Below are 16109 nucleotides of genomic sequence, written 5' to 3' on the forward strand. Positions count from 1 at the left end.
ACGCCGTCAGCGGTCGAGCTGCGCGTCGATCTGCGCGACCCGGGTCGCGACGAGGTCGCGGACGACGTCGTCCGGCAGCGGGTGCTCGGTCGAGAAGCGGACGGTCCCCTTCGCGTGGGAGAACCCGTCGAGCCGCGGCTCGACCGCGGTCACCGCGGCCGGGCTGAACGGGTAGACGGCGAGGTGCTGCGCCGACGCCATGGCGCTGAGCAGCGCCTTGCCGCGGTAGAGCAGCGCGGGCATGCCGTAGCTCGTCCCCTCGGTGGCGTCGGGCACGACGTCACGGGCGACGTCCACGACGTGCGCGAGCGTCGTCCGGTCCGGCTCGTCGACGCCGGCCAGGTAGTCCGCGACGGTCCCCATCGCCCCATCGTCGCGCGACGGGCCGGGGGCCGCCCGTCGACCGGGATCGGCCCCCGGGCGGGCGTGGGACGCGTCCGGCCTGCAAGATCACAGTGTGCCCACCTTGACCTCAACCGTGGTCGAGGTCCTAGCGTGGCTGCATACCGACGGAAGGAACCTGAGGAACCATGCCTGTCTACACTCTCCCCGAGCTGTCCTACGACTACGGTGCGCTCGAGCCGCACATCTCCGGGCGGATCATGGAGCTGCACCACTCCAAGCACCACCAGGCCTACGTCACGGGCGCGAACACCGCCCTGGAGAAGCTCGCCGAGGCCCGCGAGACCGGCGACTTCGCCGCGATCAACCTGCACGAGAAGAACCTCGCGTTCAACCTCGGCGGCCACGTCAACCACTCCGCCTTCTGGACCAACCTCTCCCCCGAGGGCGGCGGCGAGCCCACCGGTGAGATCGGCGCCGCGATCGACGAGCACTTCGGCTCCTTCGACGCGTTCAAGAAGCAGTTCGCCGCCGTCGCGGCCGGCGTCCAGGGCTCGGGCTGGGCCATCCTCGCCTGGGACTCCATCGGCTCCAAGCTCGTCACCGTCCAGCTCTACGACCAGCAGGGCAACCTCACCCTCGGCCTGACGCCGATCGTGCTGCTCGACGTCTGGGAGCACGCCTACTACCTCGACTACCAGAACGTGCGCGCCGACTACGTCACCGCCTGGTGGAACCTCGTCAACTGGTCCGACGCCGAGGCCCGCCTCCAGCGCGCCAAGACCCAGACGGCCGGGCTCATCGTCCCCTGACGACCCCGCCCGCCCGCAAGAACGACATGAGGGCCGCTATCCACCGGATAGCGGCCCTCCTGTCGTTCTCGGCGCCCTGCCGGACGTGAATCAGTCCGCGGTCACGAAGAGGTGGCGCGCGACGTCGTCGGGCAGGTCCAGGACGGTCTCGGAGCCGTCGCCCGCGACCGTGACGACGCCGTCGTCCACCGTCACGACGAGGGTCCGGCGCGGGAGGACGCCCGCGTCGGCGAGGCGTGCGAGCAGCTCGACGTCGACCTGGACCGGCTCGGCGATGCGCTGGAGGACGACGCGCGCCTTTCCGCCCGCCCCGACGCCGTGGGCGGCGAGGTGCGCGGGCAGCGACACGACGCCGTCGAGGTACACGACCTCCGGCAGGTCCTCGCCCAGCTCGCGCAGACCCGGGATCGGGTTGCCGTAGGGGTCGTGCGCCGGGTGGTCGAGGAGCGCGACGAGGCGCTGCTCGACGAGGTCGCTCATCACGTGCTCCCAGCGGCAGGCCTCGGTGTGCACCTGCTCCCAGTCGAGCTTGATGACGTCGGTGAGGAGCCGCTCGGCGAGGCGGTGCTTGCGCATGACGCGCACCGCGGTCTGCTGCCCGAGCGCCGTGAGCTCGAGCTGGCGGTCGCCGCCGACGACGACGAGGCCGTCCCGCTCCATGCGCGCGACGGTCTGGGAGACGGTCGGACCCGAGTGCCCGAGGCGCTCGGCGATCCGCGCGCGCAGCGGGGGGATCCCCTCCTCCTGCAGCTCGTAGATCGACTTCAGGTACATCTCGGTGGTGTCGATCAGGTCGGTCACTCGGCCTCCCGCGGCAGGTACGCACTCTTCTCTGGAACCGTTCCAGTCTAGCGCCCTCGGGGCGACACGATGATGTGCCTCTTGCGCATACTGTGTGACGCACACTATGGTGTCAGTCATGACCGATCCCGAGATCTTCGCCGGGCACAGCCAGGAGGTGCGACGCGGCTCCGTCGTCGTCGCGAGCCTCCTGCTGCTGCGCACCCCCGGCTACGGCTACGGGCTCCTCGAGGCGCTCGCCGCCGCGGGCGTCCCCGTCGACGCCAACACGCTCTACCCGCTCCTGCGCCGGCTCGAGAAGCAGGGCCTCCTCGGGAGCGAGTGGAACACCGACGAGGCGCGGCCTCGCAAGTTCTACCGGACCTCCCCCGCGGGCGAGCGCCTCGCCCGCGACCTGCTCGACGAGTGGCTCGCGATCGCGCGGAGCCTGCAGACCATCGACTCCCCGGAAGGCACGTCATGACGCTCACCGACCGCTACGTCAGCGCCACGCTGCGCCGCGTCCCCGCCGACCAGCACCCCGACCTCGAGCAGGAGCTCCGCGCGTCCGTCGCCGACGCCGTCGAGGCCAAGGTCGAGGGCGGCACGGACCCGGCACGGGCCGAGACCGACGTCCTCAACGACCTCGGCGACCCCGACCGGCTCGCCGCCGACCTCGCCGGGCGCCCGCTCCACCTCATCGGCCCGGCGTACTACCTCGACTGGCTGCGTCTGCTCAAGGTGCTGCTGTGGATCAGCCTGATCCCCGGCGCCGTCGTCCTCACCGTCGACCTCGTCGACGGCGACGCGGTGGGGTCGGCCATCTGGAGCGGCATCTGGACGACCGCCTCGGTCGCCCTCCAGATCGCGTTCTGGACGACGCTCGTCTTCGTCGCGCTCGAGCGCTACGGCTCCCCGCGGGACAAGGGCGACCTCACGGGTCCCTGGACGGTCGACCGCCTCCCGGCCGAGCGGCCCGCGCGCGAGGCATCGCTCGTCGACACCGTCGTCTCCGTGGGCCTCCTCGTGCTGGTCGCCGCCGTCCTCCTCCTCCAGAACGTCGCGACGTACCGGGCTCCCGACGGCACCGCGGTCCCCGTGCTGCAGCCCGACCTGTGGCCGGTCTGGACCGGCGTGCTCGTCGCGCTCGTCGCGATCGAGATCGTGCTCACGATCCTGGTGTACGCGCGCGGCCGGTGGACCGTCGGCCTCGCCGTCGCCAATACCGTCGTCGGGGCGCTGTTCGCCGGTGCGGTCGTCTGGCTCGCGAGCGCCGACCGCCTCGTCAACCCCGCGTTCCTCGACGTCACGGGCGGTGACTCGCTCGCCTGGCTCTCGAACGGGATCATCGCGGCGACCGTCGTCATCGCCGGCTGGGACGTCGTGAGCGTCTGGGTCAAGGCCCTCCGCGTCCCCCGCGCCTAGGCTGTCCCGGTGACCCGCCCCCGCCTCGACCGCACCCGACGTGCGGTCGAGGCGGCGGCGTCTCGCGAGGGATTCGCGCTCGACCCGGACCAGTCCGCGCTCCTCGACCGGCTCGCCCGGCTCGGCGACGAGCTCTCCGGGACACGACGACGGCCCCCCGTCCGCGGGCTGTACGTGTGGGGGCCCGCGGGGCGGGGGAAGTCCTGGCTCGCGGGAGCGTTCCTCGCGGCCGTCGCAACCGAGCTCCCCGCGGGCGCGGCCACGCGGGTCCACGTGTACGACCTGTTCCGCGCGCTGCACGCCGCGATCCACGCCCAGCGGGTGAGCGCCCTCGCCGGGCCGCGGTCCGCCGTCGGGCAGGGTGGCCCGACACGCGGGTGGCGCACCCGGGCGAGCGCGCCGGTCGCGGAGCCGACGCCGCCCGGGCCGCCCGAGGAGTCACCGGAACCACGCCCCGGCGCCGTCGACGCCGCGATCGACGACCTCCTGCGCGGGACGACGCTGCTCTACCTCGACGAGCTCCACCTCCACGACACCGGCGACGCGACCCTGCTCACGCGGCTCCTGCGCCGGGCGTTCGAGGCGGGGGTCGTCGTGCTCGCGACGTCCAACGACGAGCCGGGCACGCTCCTGCCGAACCCGCTGTGGCACCACGTCGCCGAGCCGGGGATCGCGCTCCTGCGGGCGCACCTCGACGTCGTCGAGCTCGCGGGACCCACCGACTACCGGGCTCTCGGCGGGCGCGGGCGCGGCGGGTTCGCCGGCGGTGCGTGGCTCTCCCCCGGGACGACGGCGCAGCTCGCCGCCCGCGGCCTGGTCGCCCCCGCACCCGGGTCGACGGCGACGATCAGCACCCGGACGAGGACGTTCGCCGTGACCGCGGCGCGAGAAGCCGGCGGACGTAGCGAGCTGTGGGTGACGTTCGACGACCTGGCGACCCGGCCGACGTCGACCCTCGAGTACCTCGACTGGGCGACGCGGTTCGCACGGTGGGTCGTGACCGACGTCCCGCTCCTCACCGACACGGACCGCGAGTCACAGCAGCGGTTCATCGCAGTCGTCGACGTGCTGGCCGACGCCGACGTCGAGCTCGTCGTCACCTCTCCGCACCGCCTCGCCGCGTTCCGGGGCGCGCTCCCGGACCGCCCGGACGCCTTCCGCATGACGAGCCGCCTCCTGCTGCTCGCGGAGTGAGCCGCAGGTGGCCCGTGCGCGCCCTCCCCGCGCCGCCGTACGCCGCGGGTGCCAGGATCCGCCGTGAGCGCACGGACCCGGTGGCGCCGACGCACCCGGGGTGTCGTCGGTGCGGGCTACGATCGGCCTCGGTCGACCGCATCCCCCACCGACTGGAGGCCCCTGTGGCACGCTCCGACGGCACCGACGACGGCACTCCCCGCGGACCCCGCGCGGCGGACGCGCTCACGTGCTCGTTCTGCGGCAAGTCCCAGCGCCAGGTCAAGAGGCTCATCGCCGGGCCCGCGGGCGTGTTCATCTGCGACGAGTGCGTCGCGCTGTGCCTCGAGATGGTCGAGGAGGACCGCGAGGCCGAGACCGCGACGCAGGACGTCGTCACCGGCGACGGACCGCTGCCGACACCGCACGAGATCTTCGCGCACCTCACGCGCTACGTCGTCGGGCAGGACGGCGCGAAGCGCGCGCTCGCCGTCGCGGTGCACAACCACTACAAGCGGATCCGTGCCGCCCTGGCTGCCGAGGAGGCGGGCGAGTCCGTCACCGCCGACGACCCGGACTTCGTGGAGCTGGCGAAGTCGAACATTCTGTTGATCGGTCCGACGGGTACGGGGAAGACGTATCTGGCGCAGACGTTGGCGCGGATGTTGAACGTGCCGTTCGCGATCGCGGACGCGACGGCGCTCACCGAGGCGGGGTATGTCGGTGAGGACGTGGAGAACATCTTGTTGAAGCTGGTGCAGGCGGCGGACTTCGATGTGAAGAAGGCTGAGACGGGCATCATCTATATCGACGAGATCGACAAGGTGGCTCGCAAGGCGGAGAACCCGTCGATCACGCGTGACGTGTCGGGTGAGGGTGTGCAGCAGGCGTTGTTGAAGATCATCGAGGGGACGTCGGCGTCGGTGCCGCCGCAGGGTGGTCGGAAGCATCCGCATCAGGAGTTCATCCAGGTGGACACGTCGAACGTGTTGTTCATCGTGGCGGGGGCTTTTGCGGGGTTGGACGAGATCGTGGCGGCGCGGGCGCGTAAGCGGGGGGTGGGGTTTGGTGCGCCGATCGAGACGGGTGCGGGGGAGGATCTGTTCGCGCAGGTGCGTCCGGAGGATCTGCATCGGTTCGGGTTGATCCCGGAGTTCATCGGGCGTCTTCCGGTGGTCGCGTCGGTGTCGGCGTTGGATGCGGAGGCGTTGGTGCGGATCTTGACGCAGCCCAGGAATGCGTTGGTGAAGCAGTATCAGCGGATGTTCGCGATCGACGGGGTGGAGCTGGAGTTCACCGAGGGGGCGGTGGAGGCGGTCGCGGAGCAGGCGTTGTTGCGGGGGACGGGGGCGCGGGGGTTGCGGGCGATCATGGAGGAGGTGTTGCAGCAGGTGATGTTCGACGTGCCGTCGCGTGATGACGTGGAGCGGGTCGTGATCACGCGTGAGGTCGTGCTGGACAACGTGAACCCCACGATCGTGCCGCGCACCTCGACCGCGCGCAGCCGTACCCCGCGGGAGAAGTCCGCCTGACCCCCTGCCCGCCGAAGCAGACCCGCAGTCAGCCGAAGTAGAACCCTGGTCGGCCGAGGTAGAACCCTGAACCCTACGTGCCGCCGGGGGGCCGATCAGCCCACGAACACGCAGAACGGGTGACCGGCGGGGTCGGCGTAGACGCGCAGCGGCTCCTCGGGGTCGTCCGAGCGGTCCCGGAGCAGCCGGGCCCCGAGCTCGAGGGCGCGACGGTGCTGTCGGTCGAGCTCCGCGACGTCCGGCACGGTGCAGTCGAGGTGCATCTGCTGCGGGACCCCGCCCTCGGGCCACGTCGACGGCGGGAGCGAGGCGACCTGCTGGAACGCGAGCTGGATCCCGCCGGGAGGAGGCCGGAGCACGAGCCAGTCCTCGCCAGCGGGGTCCGGCTCGCCCGGTGCGGGCGGCTCGTCGCCCGCGCGGTACTCGAGCCCGAGGAGCGCGCGGTAGAACTCGGCGAGCGCGCGGGCGTCGGTCGTGTCGAGCACGACCTGGGCGACCCGAGGAACCCCGTCCGCCACGTCGACCACCTCCGCCCTCCACCGTCCCGCCGCACGCGGCCGCTCGCAAGCAGGTCGCCGCCCGGCACGGGAGGATGAGCCGTGAGAGACCCGACGACCCGCCCGGAGGCGAACCCGACGTGACGGACAAGGACGGACGCCTCGCACGACACGTCGCCGAGGCTGCGGACGCATGGCTGCGCGACCCGCTCGACGCCGGCGTCTACCGTCGCCTCGTCGAGGCGACGCTCGCGTGGCGCTCGGGGGGTGGTCGCGTGGTGCAGGGCGCCGGCGGCGGAACCCTGGACCGGGACGGGGCCTCGTCGGCAGCCGCAGATCCCGACGCACGCCCGGACTCCTGGGTCGACGAGCGGCTCGACGCCGAGCCCGATCCCCGGCGGGGCGGCCCTCCCGAGACGGGACACGACGTGGGCAGGGTGGACGACGATGCGAGGTACCTCCGCCCCGAGCGCGCGCCGCGGGCGTTGGGCAGCACGCTCGCCGACGTCGCGAGCATGCTCCGCGCCCGGGCCGCCGCTCCGGACAGCGGAAGCGGCAGCGACACCTCGACGGAGCCGACGGAGCCGACGGAGCTGACGGAGCCGACGGCCGAGGGTGACGACGCTCCCTGACGTCTCCGGCGCGCGCACGTCTGCACCCTCGGAGCCTGCCTCCTCGCCGCCCGGACCGCGCAGCCGGGTGTCGTGGCGCTCCGGGACGGTGCCCTGCGATGCTGCGCAAGAAGTGAACTGCACAACGCAAGATCACCGCATCCCCTTGTGCTCATTGTGACCACGGCCTAGTGTTCGGCACGAACGGCCCTGTGCGGAGGTGCGACCGCACAGCGGACCGGCGGGTCAGCACGCCCGCCGGTGAGCACGGAGGCGTCTCGCCTCCCGAGAGAAGACGGGTCAACGATGATTCGCAGCACGAACCACCCCGCGACGCGGCGACACCGCGCCCGGGTCGCGACGGCCACGGCGGTCGCTCTCACGCTCGTCGCGGGCACCGCGTCGTCGGCCCTCGCCCACGGCACGCCCCCACCCCCGACCCCCGCCGTGGTGACACGGGCCGCCGTCGACCCGTCGCTCGTCGAGGGGCGCGGCGCAGCGGTCCCGTTCCTCGAGCAGGAGGCGGAGAACGCCGTGACGACCGGCACGGTCATCGGCCCGGGGCGCGACGCGTACACCATCGAGGCCGAGGCCTCGGGTCGTTCGGCCGTCCGCCTCGAGCCCGGGCAGAACGTCGAGTTCACGCTCCCCGCGGACGCGAACGCGATCACGGTCCGGTACGCGATCCCCGACGCGCCCGCGGGCGGCGGCATCACGTCACCGCTCGACGTGTCGGTGCTGCGCGGCGGCAAGAAGGTCGGCCTCGACCGGCGCATGACGCTGACGTCCGAGTACTCCTACCTGTACAACCAGTACCCGTTCACGAACGACCCGACGGCCGACCTGCTCCAGCCCGGCTGGTGGGTCACCGAGTGCGCGTGCGTCCCCGCGGAGACGACGCCGGCCCCGACGTTCGAGAAGCCGTTCCGGCCCATGAAGTTCTACGACGAGCAGCGCCTGCTGCTGGGCCAGACGTACAGGAAGGGCGACGTCGTCCGCCTCGCGGTGCCCACGCGCGGCGCCGCGGAGTGGACCGTCGTCGACCTGCTCGACTCGGAGAAGGTCGCGCCGCCCAAGATCCGGCTGCTCGCGGCGAACGCGCTGCTGTTCGGGGCCGACCCGACCGGCCGCCGCGACTCCGCCGACGCGCTCGACAGGGCGATCGCGTTCGCCAAGAAGCACCGCCTCGAGGTGTACGTCCCGCCAGGCGTCTACCAGGTGAACCGGCACGTCCTCGTCGACGGCGTGACCATCCAGGGTGCCGGCAGCTGGTACACGATCTTCAAGGGCACGGAGGTCGCGCTCGACACGCCGGCCCCGGACGGCTCGGTGCACACCGGCGTCGGGTTCTACGGGAAGTACTCGGACGAGGGTGGCAGCAAGAACGTCCACCTGCGCGACTTCGCGATCGTCGGGGACGTGCGCGAGCGCATCGACACCGACCAGGTCAACGGCGTCGGCGGTGCGCTCAGCGACTCGTCGATCTCCGGTCTGTACCTCCAGCACACCAAGGTCGGCCTGTGGTTCGACGGTCCGATGAACAACCTGAGGGTCGAGAACAACGTGATCGTCGACCAGATCGCCGACGCGCTGAACTTCCACGGGGGCGTGACGGACTCGGTCGTGCGGAACAACTTCGTCCGGAGCACGGGCGACGACGGCCTCGCCATGTGGTCCGAGAAGCTCCAGAACACCGGCAACGTGTTCGAGCGGAACACGATCCAGTCCAACACCCTCGCCAACGGCATCGCGATCTACGGCGGCACGGACAACACCGTCCGCGCGAACCTCGTCGCCGACCCCGTGCGCGAGGGCAGCGGGCTGCACGTCGGGTCGCGGTTCGGGGCGGAGCCGTTCGCGGGCTACCTCGACCTCACCGACAACACGGCCGTCCGGGCGGGCACGTACGAGCTCAACTGGAACGTCGGGCTCGGCGCGATCTGGTTCTACGCGCTCGACCGCGACATCGACGCCGACGTCCGCGTCACCGGCGACCACTACCTCGACAGCACGTACAACGCGATCATGCTCGTGTCCGACTGGGGCGTGAAGGACCAGGTCGCGATCGAGGGCGTCGCGTTCAAGGACGTGCGGGTCGACGGCACCGGGACGTCCGTCGTGAGCGCGCGCGTGCGCGGCGAAGCGTCGTTCGAGAACGTCGACGCGCGCAACGTCGGCTGGGCGGGCGTGAACAACTGCGGCGCGTTCAACTTCCCCGACGGCGGCACCGAGTTCACGCTCACCGACCTCGGCGGCAACGACGGCACGTCGCTCAGCCCGTGGGAGCCGGGCACCGTGAACTGGCTCGGCCGGTTCGCCCCCAACGCACCGAGCTGCAACGACCGCCCGCCGGTCGTCGCTCCCCCGGCCCCGTCCCCCTGGGTCCAGCCGGTCGGCTGACCCCACCCCCGCTGAGTGCATGAAATAGTCGCGGTCGAATCGATTCTGCCGCGACTATTTCATGCACTCACGGGTGGGGGGGCGGGTAGGGTCGGCCGGTGCTGCTTCTCGGACCGGACGACGACGTCGTCGCGCGCCTCGGGCGGGTGCCGCGGCGGATCGCGGTGGCCGGAGTGTCCGGCGCGGGGAAGACGACGCTCGCGCGGAGCCTCGGCGCGCGGCTGGGGATCCCGTACACCGAGCTCGACGCGCTCCACCACGGGCCCGCGTGGACGCCGCGGCCCGCGTTCCTCGACGACGTCCGCACGCTCGTCGCGCAAGACGCGTTCGTCACGGAGTGGCAGTACACGACCGCGCGACCGCTCGTCCTCGCGCGAGCCGAGGTGCTGGTCTGGCTCGACCTGCCCACCCGTGTGACGATGCGGCAGGTCGTGACCCGCACGGTGCGCCGGTCGGTGCGGCGCGAGGTGCTGTGGAACGGCAACGTCGAGCCGCCGCTGTGGCGCACCTGGTACAAGGCACCGGATGAGAACATCGTCCGGTGGGCCTGGTCGACGCGCCACCAGTACCGCGACCTGCCCGCGGTGGTCGCGCGCGACGCACCGGACGTCGTCGTGGTGCGGCTCCGCACGCGACGGGAGTCGGCCCAGTGGCTCGCGGGGCTGCCGGCCGACGCCCGCTGAGGCGACCACCAGACCGGCCGAGGTCGCACATCAACGTCAGCGGCATGATCAGCCCGGCAATGTCAGCCCAGCAAACGTCAGACCGGCACCGTCAGACCGGCGTCGTGTCGGCAGGCAGCGTCGGACGCCCCCGTCAGACCGCCTCGGGCGCGACCTGACGCGTCAGCTCCTCGACGATCCGCACGTCGGCGTCGAGCCAGGGCACCGAAAGCCAGCTGCCGGCGTCGAGCCAGGTCAGCTCGTCGTGCTCCACGAGCGGCTGCGGCTCCCCCGCGGTGATGCGGGCGAACCACAGGCGCATGACGTGGCGGTCCGTGATGATCCACGCCCCGTGGTCGGGGCCTACGATCTCGTCGCCGAGCTCGACCTCGACGCCGAGCTCCTCGCGCAGCTCGCGGTGCAGCGCCTCGGTCGGGGTCTCCCCGGGGTCGACCTTGCCCCCGGGGAACTCCCAGCGGCCTGCGAGGTGCGACGGTCGTGACCGGCGCGCGCTGAGCAGGAGCCGCGGAGCGACGAGATCGTCGACGATCGCCGCGGCCACCACCAGTCTGCGCAGAGTCATACGCGGAGTGTCGCACGACGCTGTGTCGTGCGGGTGACGCGGTCACGCCGACGGCGCGACCGGGCCGCCCCGCCGTTCGATCAGCGCAGGCCGGCGGCCCGCGCCCAGGCCACGGCCTCGGCGCGCGTCGAGACGCCGAGCTTGCGGTAGAGGCTGCGGACCTGCGACTTGACCGTGTTGCGCGTGACGAAGAGCTTGGTGGCGATCTGCTCGAGCGTGACGTCCTCAGACAGGTTGGACAGGACGACCCGCTCACGGCGGGTCAGCGGGGCGATCGGCGCGGCGATCAGCTCCGACGGGGCCGCCATGGGGCGGACCAGCTCGATGGTGCTCATGTTCTCCTCCAGATGCTCTCCGGTCACGTCATCCCCACGTGGCGAGTTCCGGTGTGTTGCTACAAGAAGAGATGGGCGAAGGTCCCGTTCATGACGCGACTTTTCACCCCGGACTTTCGCGAGAGGTCCCGCAGCCCGTGCGCATCATCGACTTCTGTGCATCAGTGCAGGTAGGGGCGCCTTTCGTGGCACACGGAACCGGCGCCGGAGAGGCCCGAGCACGGGCTCGGGACGCCCTCTGACGCCGGTTCCAGGGTGTGATCTACGTCACACTTTACCGGGAGATCAGTTCCCGACGTGCGCCGCGTACTGGTCCGGGGTGAGCAGGTCACCGGTCTCCTGGACGTCGACCTTGAACAGCCAGCCGTCGGTGTACGGGTCCGAGTTGACGACCGCCGGGTCGTCGATCGCGGCCTGGTTCACCTCGACGACGGTCCCCGTGACGGGCGAGAACAGCTCCGACACGGACTTGGTGGACTCCACCTCGCCGATGACGCTCCCCGCCGTCACCTCGGCACCTACCTCCGGCAGCTCCAGGTAGACGATGTCGCCGAGGGCCTCGGCAGCGGTCGCGGTGATGCCGATGACGGCCGGGTTCGAGCCGTCGATCCACTCGTGCTCCGCCGTGTACTGCAGGTGGGCCGGGAACTGGGCCTCGGTCATGGGGTTCTCCTTCGAGATGTTCGGGACGAGGGGGCGGGTCAGGACTGCTGAGGACGACGGTAGAACGGGAGCGGTACGACCACCACGGGCTCGGCCCGGCCGCGCACGTCGACGGCGAGCTCCGTGCCCTCGGCGGAGAGCTCCGGCGTCACGTAGGCCATCGCGATCGGGTGGCCCAGCGTGGGCGAGGGCGCCCCCGACGTCACGGTGCCGATGCGACGCGCGGACTCCCCCACCGCTCCCCCGGGCTCACCGTCGGGGATCACGACGGCGTACCCCGCCCGGGCAGGTCGACGGCCCAGGCCCTTCAGCCCGACGAGCACGCGTGCGGGAGCCGACGCCCGACGCGCGGCGAGCGCGGCCCGGCCGACGAACTCGAGCGGCGCGCCGTCGTCGTCCGTCTTGTCGAGCTTCACCACGCGACCGAGACCCGCCTCGTACGGCGTGGTCGTGGTGTCGAGCTCGTGCCCGTAGAGCGGCATGCCCGCCTCGAGACGCAGCGAGTCGCGCGCGGACAGGCCCGCCGGCACGAGGCCGAGCGGCGCACCCGCCGCGAGCACCGTGCGCCACAGGTCGGCGGCGCGGCCCGCGGGGACGAACAGCTCGAAGCCGTCCTCCCCCGTGTAGCCCGTGCGCGCGACGAGCGCGTCGACCGGCCCGGCGTCGGTGCGCAGCACGAGGGGGACCGCGGCGTAGTACTTGAGGTCGCGCACCGCCTGCGCCGCGGCGACGTCGGCCGCGTCGGTCAGACCCGCGACGATCTGCTCCGCGCGCGGACCCTGGACCGCGACGAGCGCGGTCGCGGCACCCTGGTCCGTGACGGTGGCGTCGAAGCCCGCGGCGCGGGTCACGAGCTCGCGCGCGACCAGCTCCGCGTTCCCCGCGTTCGCGACGACGAGGAAGCGCTCCTCCCCCAGGCGGTACACGACGAGGTCGTCCAGGACCGCACCGTCCTCCTGGCAGATCATCGTGTAGCGCGCCCGCCCCGGCGTGACCGCCGTGAGGTTGCCGACGAGCGCGTGGTCCAGCGCGGCCGCCGCCTGCGGCCCCGCGACCTCGATCTCGCCCATGTGCGACAGGTCGAACAGGCCCGCGGCCTCCCTGACCGCGCGGTGCTCCGCGAGGTCCGACGTGTAGCGCAGCGCCATCAGCCACCCGCCGAAGCTCGTGAGGTTCGCGCCCAGCGCGACGTGCTCGTCGTGCAGCGGGCTGTGCCGGTCGGTCTGCCCGTCCGTCGGCGCGTCGGTCGGCTGGTCGGTCGGCTGGTCGGTCATACGAGGTCTCCCGTCACGTAGGACTCCAGGGGCGGGCACGAGCACACGAGGTTGCGGTCGCCCCGGGCACCGTCGATGCGGCGCACCGGCGGCCAGTACTTGCCGGACCGCAGGCTCGCGACCGGGTACGCCGCGAGCTCGCGCGAGTACGGCTTGTCCCACGACTCGGCGACGAGGGCCGCCGCGGTGTGCGGGGCGCCGCGCAGCGGAGACTCCTCGACGCCCCAACGGCCCGCGGCGACGGCGTCGATCTCGCCGCGGATCGCGATCAGGGCCTCGACGAACCGGTCGAGCTCGGCCAGGTCCTCGCTCTCGGTCGGCTCGACCATGAGCGTGCCGGCCACCGGGAACGACAGCGTCGGCGCGTGGAACCCGTAGTCCATGAGGCGCTTCGCGACGTCCTCCGCCGTCACGCCCGTCTCCGCCGTGATCCCGCGCAGGTCGAGGATGCACTCGTGCGCGACGAGGCCGTTCGGGCCCGTGTAGAGCACCGGGTAGTGGTCGGCGAGGCGGCTCGCGACGTAGTTCGCCGTGAGGACCGCCGTCTTCGTCGCCTCGGTCAGCCCGTCCGGGCCCATGAGCGCGACGTACGCGTACGAGATCGGCAGGATCCCCGCCGACCCGTACCGCGTCGCCGAGACGGGGGTCGCGGTGGACGCGCCCGGCGCGAGCGGGTCGCCGGGGAGGAACGGGACGAGGTGCTCGGCGACGGCGACCGGGCCGACGCCGGGCCCTCCCCCGCCGTGCGGGATGCAGAACGTCTTGTGCAGGTTCAGGTGCGAGACGTCGCCGCCGAACTCTCCCGGGCGGGCCAGGCCGACGAGCGCGTTGAGGTTCGCCCCGTCGATGTACACCTGACCCCCGGCGTCGTGTACGAGGTCGCACACCTCGCGCACGTGCTCCTCGTAGACGCCGTGCGTCGACGGGTAGGTGATCATGATCGCCGCGACCCGCGTACCGTGGTCGGCCAGCTTCGCACGCAGGTCGTCGAGGTCGACCTCACCGCTCTCGGCCGTCCTGACCACGTCGACCCGCAGGCCCGCCAGCGCCGCCGACGCCGCGTTCGTCCCGTGCGCCGACGCCGGGATGAGGCACACGTCGCGCTCCGTGTCGCCGCGCGACACGTGGTAGTCACGGATCGCGAGCAGGCCCGCGAACTCACCCTGCGAGCCCGCGTTCGGCTGCACCGACACCCCGGCGTAGCCCGTGATCTCCGCGAGCGCGGACTCCAGGCCGCCGATGAGCTCCTCGTAGCCGAGCGCCTGGTCAGCAGGCACGAACGGGTGGATGTTCGCGAACTCCGGCCACGAGATCGCCTCCATCTCGGCCGTCGCGTTGAGCTTCATCGTGCACGAGCCCAGCGGGATCATCGTGCGGTCCAGCGCCAGGTCCTTGTCCGAGAGGCGGCGCAGGTAGCGGAGCATCGAGGTCTCGGAGCGGTGCAGGTGGAAGATGGGGTGCTGGAGGTATCCGGTCGTGCGTCGTGCCCACGTCGGGAGCTCGTGGTCGGGTCCGGTGGGGGAGGCGGCGTCGGTGGGCGCCGACGCGGCGAAAGCCTGCAGCACCGCGGTGAGGGTCGCGGGGGTGGTGGTCTCGTCGCAGGCGATCTGTACATGGTCTGCGTCGGGGTTGTACAGGTTGATGCCTGCGGCTGCCGCGGCGCGCACGATGTCGTCGGCGCGGCCCGGGACGACGGTGCGGACGGTGTCGAAGAAGGTGTCGTGCTCGACGGTGATGCCGCCGGCGCGGAGGGCGCTTGCCAGGGTGACGGCGTGGGCGTGGGTGCGCTCGGCGATCGCGCGGAGGCCGTCGGGGCCGTGGTAGACCGCGTACATCGACGCGACGATCGCGAGGAGCGCCTGCGCGGTGCAGATGTTGCTCGTCGCCTTCTCGCGGCGGATGTGCTGCTCGCGCGTCTGGAGCGCGAGGCGGTAGGCCGTGTCGCCGTCGGCGTCGATCGAGACGCCCACGAGGCGGCCGGGGAGCGAGCGCTCGAGACCCTTGCGGACCGCCATGAAGGCCGCGTGCGGGCCGCCGTAGAACAGCGGGACGCCGAACCGCTGGGCCGAGCCGACGGCCACGTCGGCGCCGAGCTCGCCGGGGGAGACCAGCAGCGTCAGGGCCAGGAGGTCGCTCGCGACCGTCACGAGCGCACCCGCCGCCTTCGCCTCCGCGACCACGGGGCGCCAGTCCACGACGCGTCCCGACGCCCCGGACTGCTGGACGACGACGCCCACGAGCTGCGCGTCGTCGTCCACCCCGGCGGGGAAGGCCCCCGCCGCCCGCGCGGCGGCGAGCCCGGCGTCGAGCCCACCCGACAGGTCCGCGACCACCACGGGCAGCCCGACGGCGTGCGCGCGGCCCAGCGTCACCGCGAGCGTCTGCGGGAAGAGGTCGGCGTCGAGCGCGACATAGCCGCTCTTCGCGCGCGACGCGCGCCACATCAGCGCGACCGCCTCGGCCACCGCGGTCGCCTCGTCGAGGAGCGACGCGTTCGCGACGTCGAGGCCCGTGAGGTCCTCGACGACCTGCTGGAAGTTGAGGAGCGCCTCGAGACGACCCTGCGAGATCTCCGGCTGGTACGGCGTGTACGCCGTGTACCAGGCGGGGGACTCGAGGACGTTGCGGCGGATCACCGGGGGAGTGACGGTGCCGTAGTAGCCGAGCCCGATCATCTGCGTCTTGACGACGTTCTTGCCGGCCAGCGCGCGCAGGTGGTCCAGCACCTCGGTCTCCGTGCGCGCCGCGGGCAGGTCGAGCGGGCGGTCGGTGCGGATCGCCGCCGGGACGGCCGCGTCGACGAGCGCGTCGAGCGAGTCGTACCCGAGCTGGTCGAGCATGACACCCACCTCGCGACCGCGCGGGCCGAGGTGGCGCGGTGCGAAGGCACCGGTCGCGGCGTTGTGCCGCGAGCTGGGGTCGAAGGACGGCTGGGTCACGAGGGACTCCCGGTGGAGGGGACGACGGCGGGTCCCTCCCCGCTCTGTCATCGGACGCACGCGTCGACCTGAGAGTTTTGC

At 72.3% G+C, this 16109-nt stretch carries 16 protein-coding genes; 8 read left to right on the plus strand and 8 right to left on the minus strand.

Annotated elements, in window-relative coordinates; genetic code table 11:
* Window positions 1–6: 6 nt before the first annotated feature.
* The gene (locus FIC82_RS01640; protein WP_154797313.1) at window positions 7–363 is read right to left on the minus strand and encodes an iron chaperone; all 357 of its coding nucleotides are present in this window, start codon (window positions 361–363) and stop codon (window positions 7–9) included.
* A 167-nt stretch (window positions 364–530) separates the two neighbouring features.
* Here FIC82_RS01640 and FIC82_RS01645 point away from each other — a divergent pair, with 167 nt between their 5' ends.
* Complete coding sequence (locus FIC82_RS01645; protein WP_154797314.1) at window positions 531–1154, plus strand: superoxide dismutase; 624 nt, start codon at window positions 531–533, stop codon at window positions 1152–1154.
* 90 nt (window positions 1155–1244) lie between these two features.
* Here FIC82_RS01645 and FIC82_RS01650 read toward each other — a convergent pair whose 3' ends face one another.
* The gene (locus tag FIC82_RS01650) at window positions 1245–1955 is read right to left on the minus strand and encodes a metal-dependent transcriptional regulator (protein WP_168731397.1); all 711 of its coding nucleotides are present in this window, start codon (window positions 1953–1955) and stop codon (window positions 1245–1247) included.
* 118 nt (window positions 1956–2073) lie between these two features.
* On the opposite strand from FIC82_RS01650, the gene FIC82_RS01655 reads away from it, so the two are divergent.
* The 4 genes from FIC82_RS01655 to clpX all read left to right on the plus strand — a co-directional run bounded on the left by FIC82_RS01655 (window position 2074) and on the right by clpX (window position 6064).
* Window positions 2074–2418 carry a PadR family transcriptional regulator gene (locus FIC82_RS01655; RefSeq protein WP_154797316.1) on the plus strand — a complete coding sequence of 115 codons (345 nt, stop codon included), beginning with the start codon at window positions 2074–2076 and terminating at the stop codon, window positions 2416–2418.
* Window positions 2415–3359, plus strand: a complete 945-nt coding sequence (locus FIC82_RS01660; protein ID WP_154797317.1) for a permease prefix domain 1-containing protein — start codon at window positions 2415–2417, stop codon at window positions 3357–3359. The genes FIC82_RS01655 and FIC82_RS01660 overlap by 4 nt, the downstream gene beginning before the upstream one ends.
* Window positions 3360–3368: 9 nt before the next feature.
* On the plus strand, window positions 3369–4553 hold the full coding sequence (gene zapE / locus FIC82_RS01665; RefSeq protein WP_154797318.1) for an AFG1/ZapE family ATPase: 1185 nt from the start codon (window positions 3369–3371) through the stop codon (window positions 4551–4553).
* Window positions 4554–4717: 164 nt separating this feature from the next.
* Window positions 4718–6064, plus strand: coding sequence for an ATP-dependent Clp protease ATP-binding subunit ClpX (clpX, locus tag FIC82_RS01670; RefSeq protein WP_168731398.1), 1347 nt, complete (start codon window positions 4718–4720; stop codon window positions 6062–6064).
* A 95-nt stretch (window positions 6065–6159) separates the two neighbouring features.
* Here clpX and FIC82_RS01675 read toward each other — a convergent pair whose 3' ends face one another.
* A complete protein-coding gene (locus FIC82_RS01675) occupies window positions 6160–6582 on the minus strand; it encodes a VOC family protein (RefSeq protein ID WP_253691927.1) in 423 nt (140 codons plus the stop codon).
* 119 nt (window positions 6583–6701) lie between these two features.
* Between FIC82_RS01675 and FIC82_RS01680 the strand changes: the two genes are divergently transcribed.
* From FIC82_RS01680 to FIC82_RS01690, 3 genes are all read left to right on the plus strand, one after another.
* The gene (locus tag FIC82_RS01680; protein WP_154797320.1) at window positions 6702–7193 is read left to right on the plus strand and encodes a hypothetical protein; all 492 of its coding nucleotides are present in this window, start codon (window positions 6702–6704) and stop codon (window positions 7191–7193) included.
* A gap of 285 nt (window positions 7194–7478) precedes the next feature.
* On the plus strand, window positions 7479–9572 hold the full coding sequence (locus FIC82_RS01685) for a glycosyl hydrolase family 28-related protein (protein ID WP_154797321.1): 2094 nt from the start codon (window positions 7479–7481) through the stop codon (window positions 9570–9572).
* 98 nt (window positions 9573–9670) lie between these two features.
* Window positions 9671–10255, plus strand: coding sequence for a P-loop NTPase family protein (locus FIC82_RS01690; RefSeq protein WP_253691330.1), 585 nt, complete (start codon window positions 9671–9673; stop codon window positions 10253–10255).
* 133 nt (window positions 10256–10388) lie between these two features.
* On the opposite strand, the gene FIC82_RS01695 is transcribed toward FIC82_RS01690, so the two are convergent.
* The 5 genes from FIC82_RS01695 to gcvP all read right to left on the minus strand — a co-directional run bounded on the left by FIC82_RS01695 (window position 10389) and on the right by gcvP (window position 16079).
* Window positions 10389–10817 carry a (deoxy)nucleoside triphosphate pyrophosphohydrolase gene (locus FIC82_RS01695; protein WP_154797322.1) on the minus strand — a complete coding sequence of 143 codons (429 nt, stop codon included), beginning with the start codon at window positions 10815–10817 and terminating at the stop codon, window positions 10389–10391.
* An 80-nt stretch (window positions 10818–10897) separates the two neighbouring features.
* Complete coding sequence (locus FIC82_RS01700; protein ID WP_154797323.1) at window positions 10898–11152, minus strand: helix-turn-helix domain-containing protein; 255 nt, start codon at window positions 11150–11152, stop codon at window positions 10898–10900.
* A gap of 285 nt (window positions 11153–11437) precedes the next feature.
* Window positions 11438–11815, minus strand: coding sequence for a glycine cleavage system protein GcvH (gene gcvH / locus FIC82_RS01705; protein ID WP_154797324.1), 378 nt, complete (start codon window positions 11813–11815; stop codon window positions 11438–11440).
* 38 nt (window positions 11816–11853) lie between these two features.
* The gene (gene gcvT, locus FIC82_RS01710; protein WP_154797325.1) at window positions 11854–13089 is read right to left on the minus strand and encodes a glycine cleavage system aminomethyltransferase GcvT; all 1236 of its coding nucleotides are present in this window, start codon (window positions 13087–13089) and stop codon (window positions 11854–11856) included.
* Entirely contained in the window at window positions 13086–16079 is a 2994-nt protein-coding gene (gene gcvP / locus FIC82_RS01715; protein ID WP_154797326.1) for an aminomethyl-transferring glycine dehydrogenase, read from the minus strand. The genes gcvT and gcvP overlap by 4 nt, the downstream gene beginning before the upstream one ends.
* Window positions 16080–16109: the final 30 nt, after the last annotated feature.

This window comes from Cellulosimicrobium protaetiae, assembly GCF_009708005.2.
Lineage (GTDB): Bacteria > Actinomycetota > Actinomycetes > Actinomycetales > Cellulomonadaceae > Cellulosimicrobium > Cellulosimicrobium protaetiae.

What these genes read in the sequence shown, in the direction of transcription:
- FIC82_RS01640 (WP_154797313.1), bottom strand. Translation starts at nt 363, where the DNA reads ATGGGGACCGTCGCGGACTACCTGGCCGGCGTCGACGAGCCGGACCGG.
- FIC82_RS01645 (WP_154797314.1), top strand. Translation starts at nt 531, where the DNA reads ATGCCTGTCTACACTCTCCCCGAGCTGTCCTACGACTACGGTGCGCTC.
- FIC82_RS01655 (WP_154797316.1), top strand. Translation starts at nt 2,074, where the DNA reads ATGACCGATCCCGAGATCTTCGCCGGGCACAGCCAGGAGGTGCGACGC.
- FIC82_RS01660 (WP_154797317.1), top strand. Translation starts at nt 2,415, where the DNA reads ATGACGCTCACCGACCGCTACGTCAGCGCCACGCTGCGCCGCGTCCCC.
- FIC82_RS01685 (WP_154797321.1), top strand. Translation starts at nt 7,479, where the DNA reads ATGATTCGCAGCACGAACCACCCCGCGACGCGGCGACACCGCGCCCGG.
- FIC82_RS01695 (WP_154797322.1), bottom strand. Translation starts at nt 10,817, where the DNA reads ATGACTCTGCGCAGACTGGTGGTGGCCGCGGCGATCGTCGACGATCTC.
- FIC82_RS01700 (WP_154797323.1), bottom strand. Translation starts at nt 11,152, where the DNA reads ATGAGCACCATCGAGCTGGTCCGCCCCATGGCGGCCCCGTCGGAGCTG.
- gcvH (WP_154797324.1), bottom strand. Translation starts at nt 11,815, where the DNA reads ATGACCGAGGCCCAGTTCCCGGCCCACCTGCAGTACACGGCGGAGCAC.
- gcvT (WP_154797325.1), bottom strand. Translation starts at nt 13,089, where the DNA reads ATGACCGACCAGCCGACCGACCAGCCGACCGACGCGCCGACGGACGGG.
- gcvP (WP_154797326.1), bottom strand. Translation starts at nt 16,079, where the DNA reads ATGACAGAGCGGGGAGGGACCCGCCGTCGTCCCCTCCACCGGGAGTCC.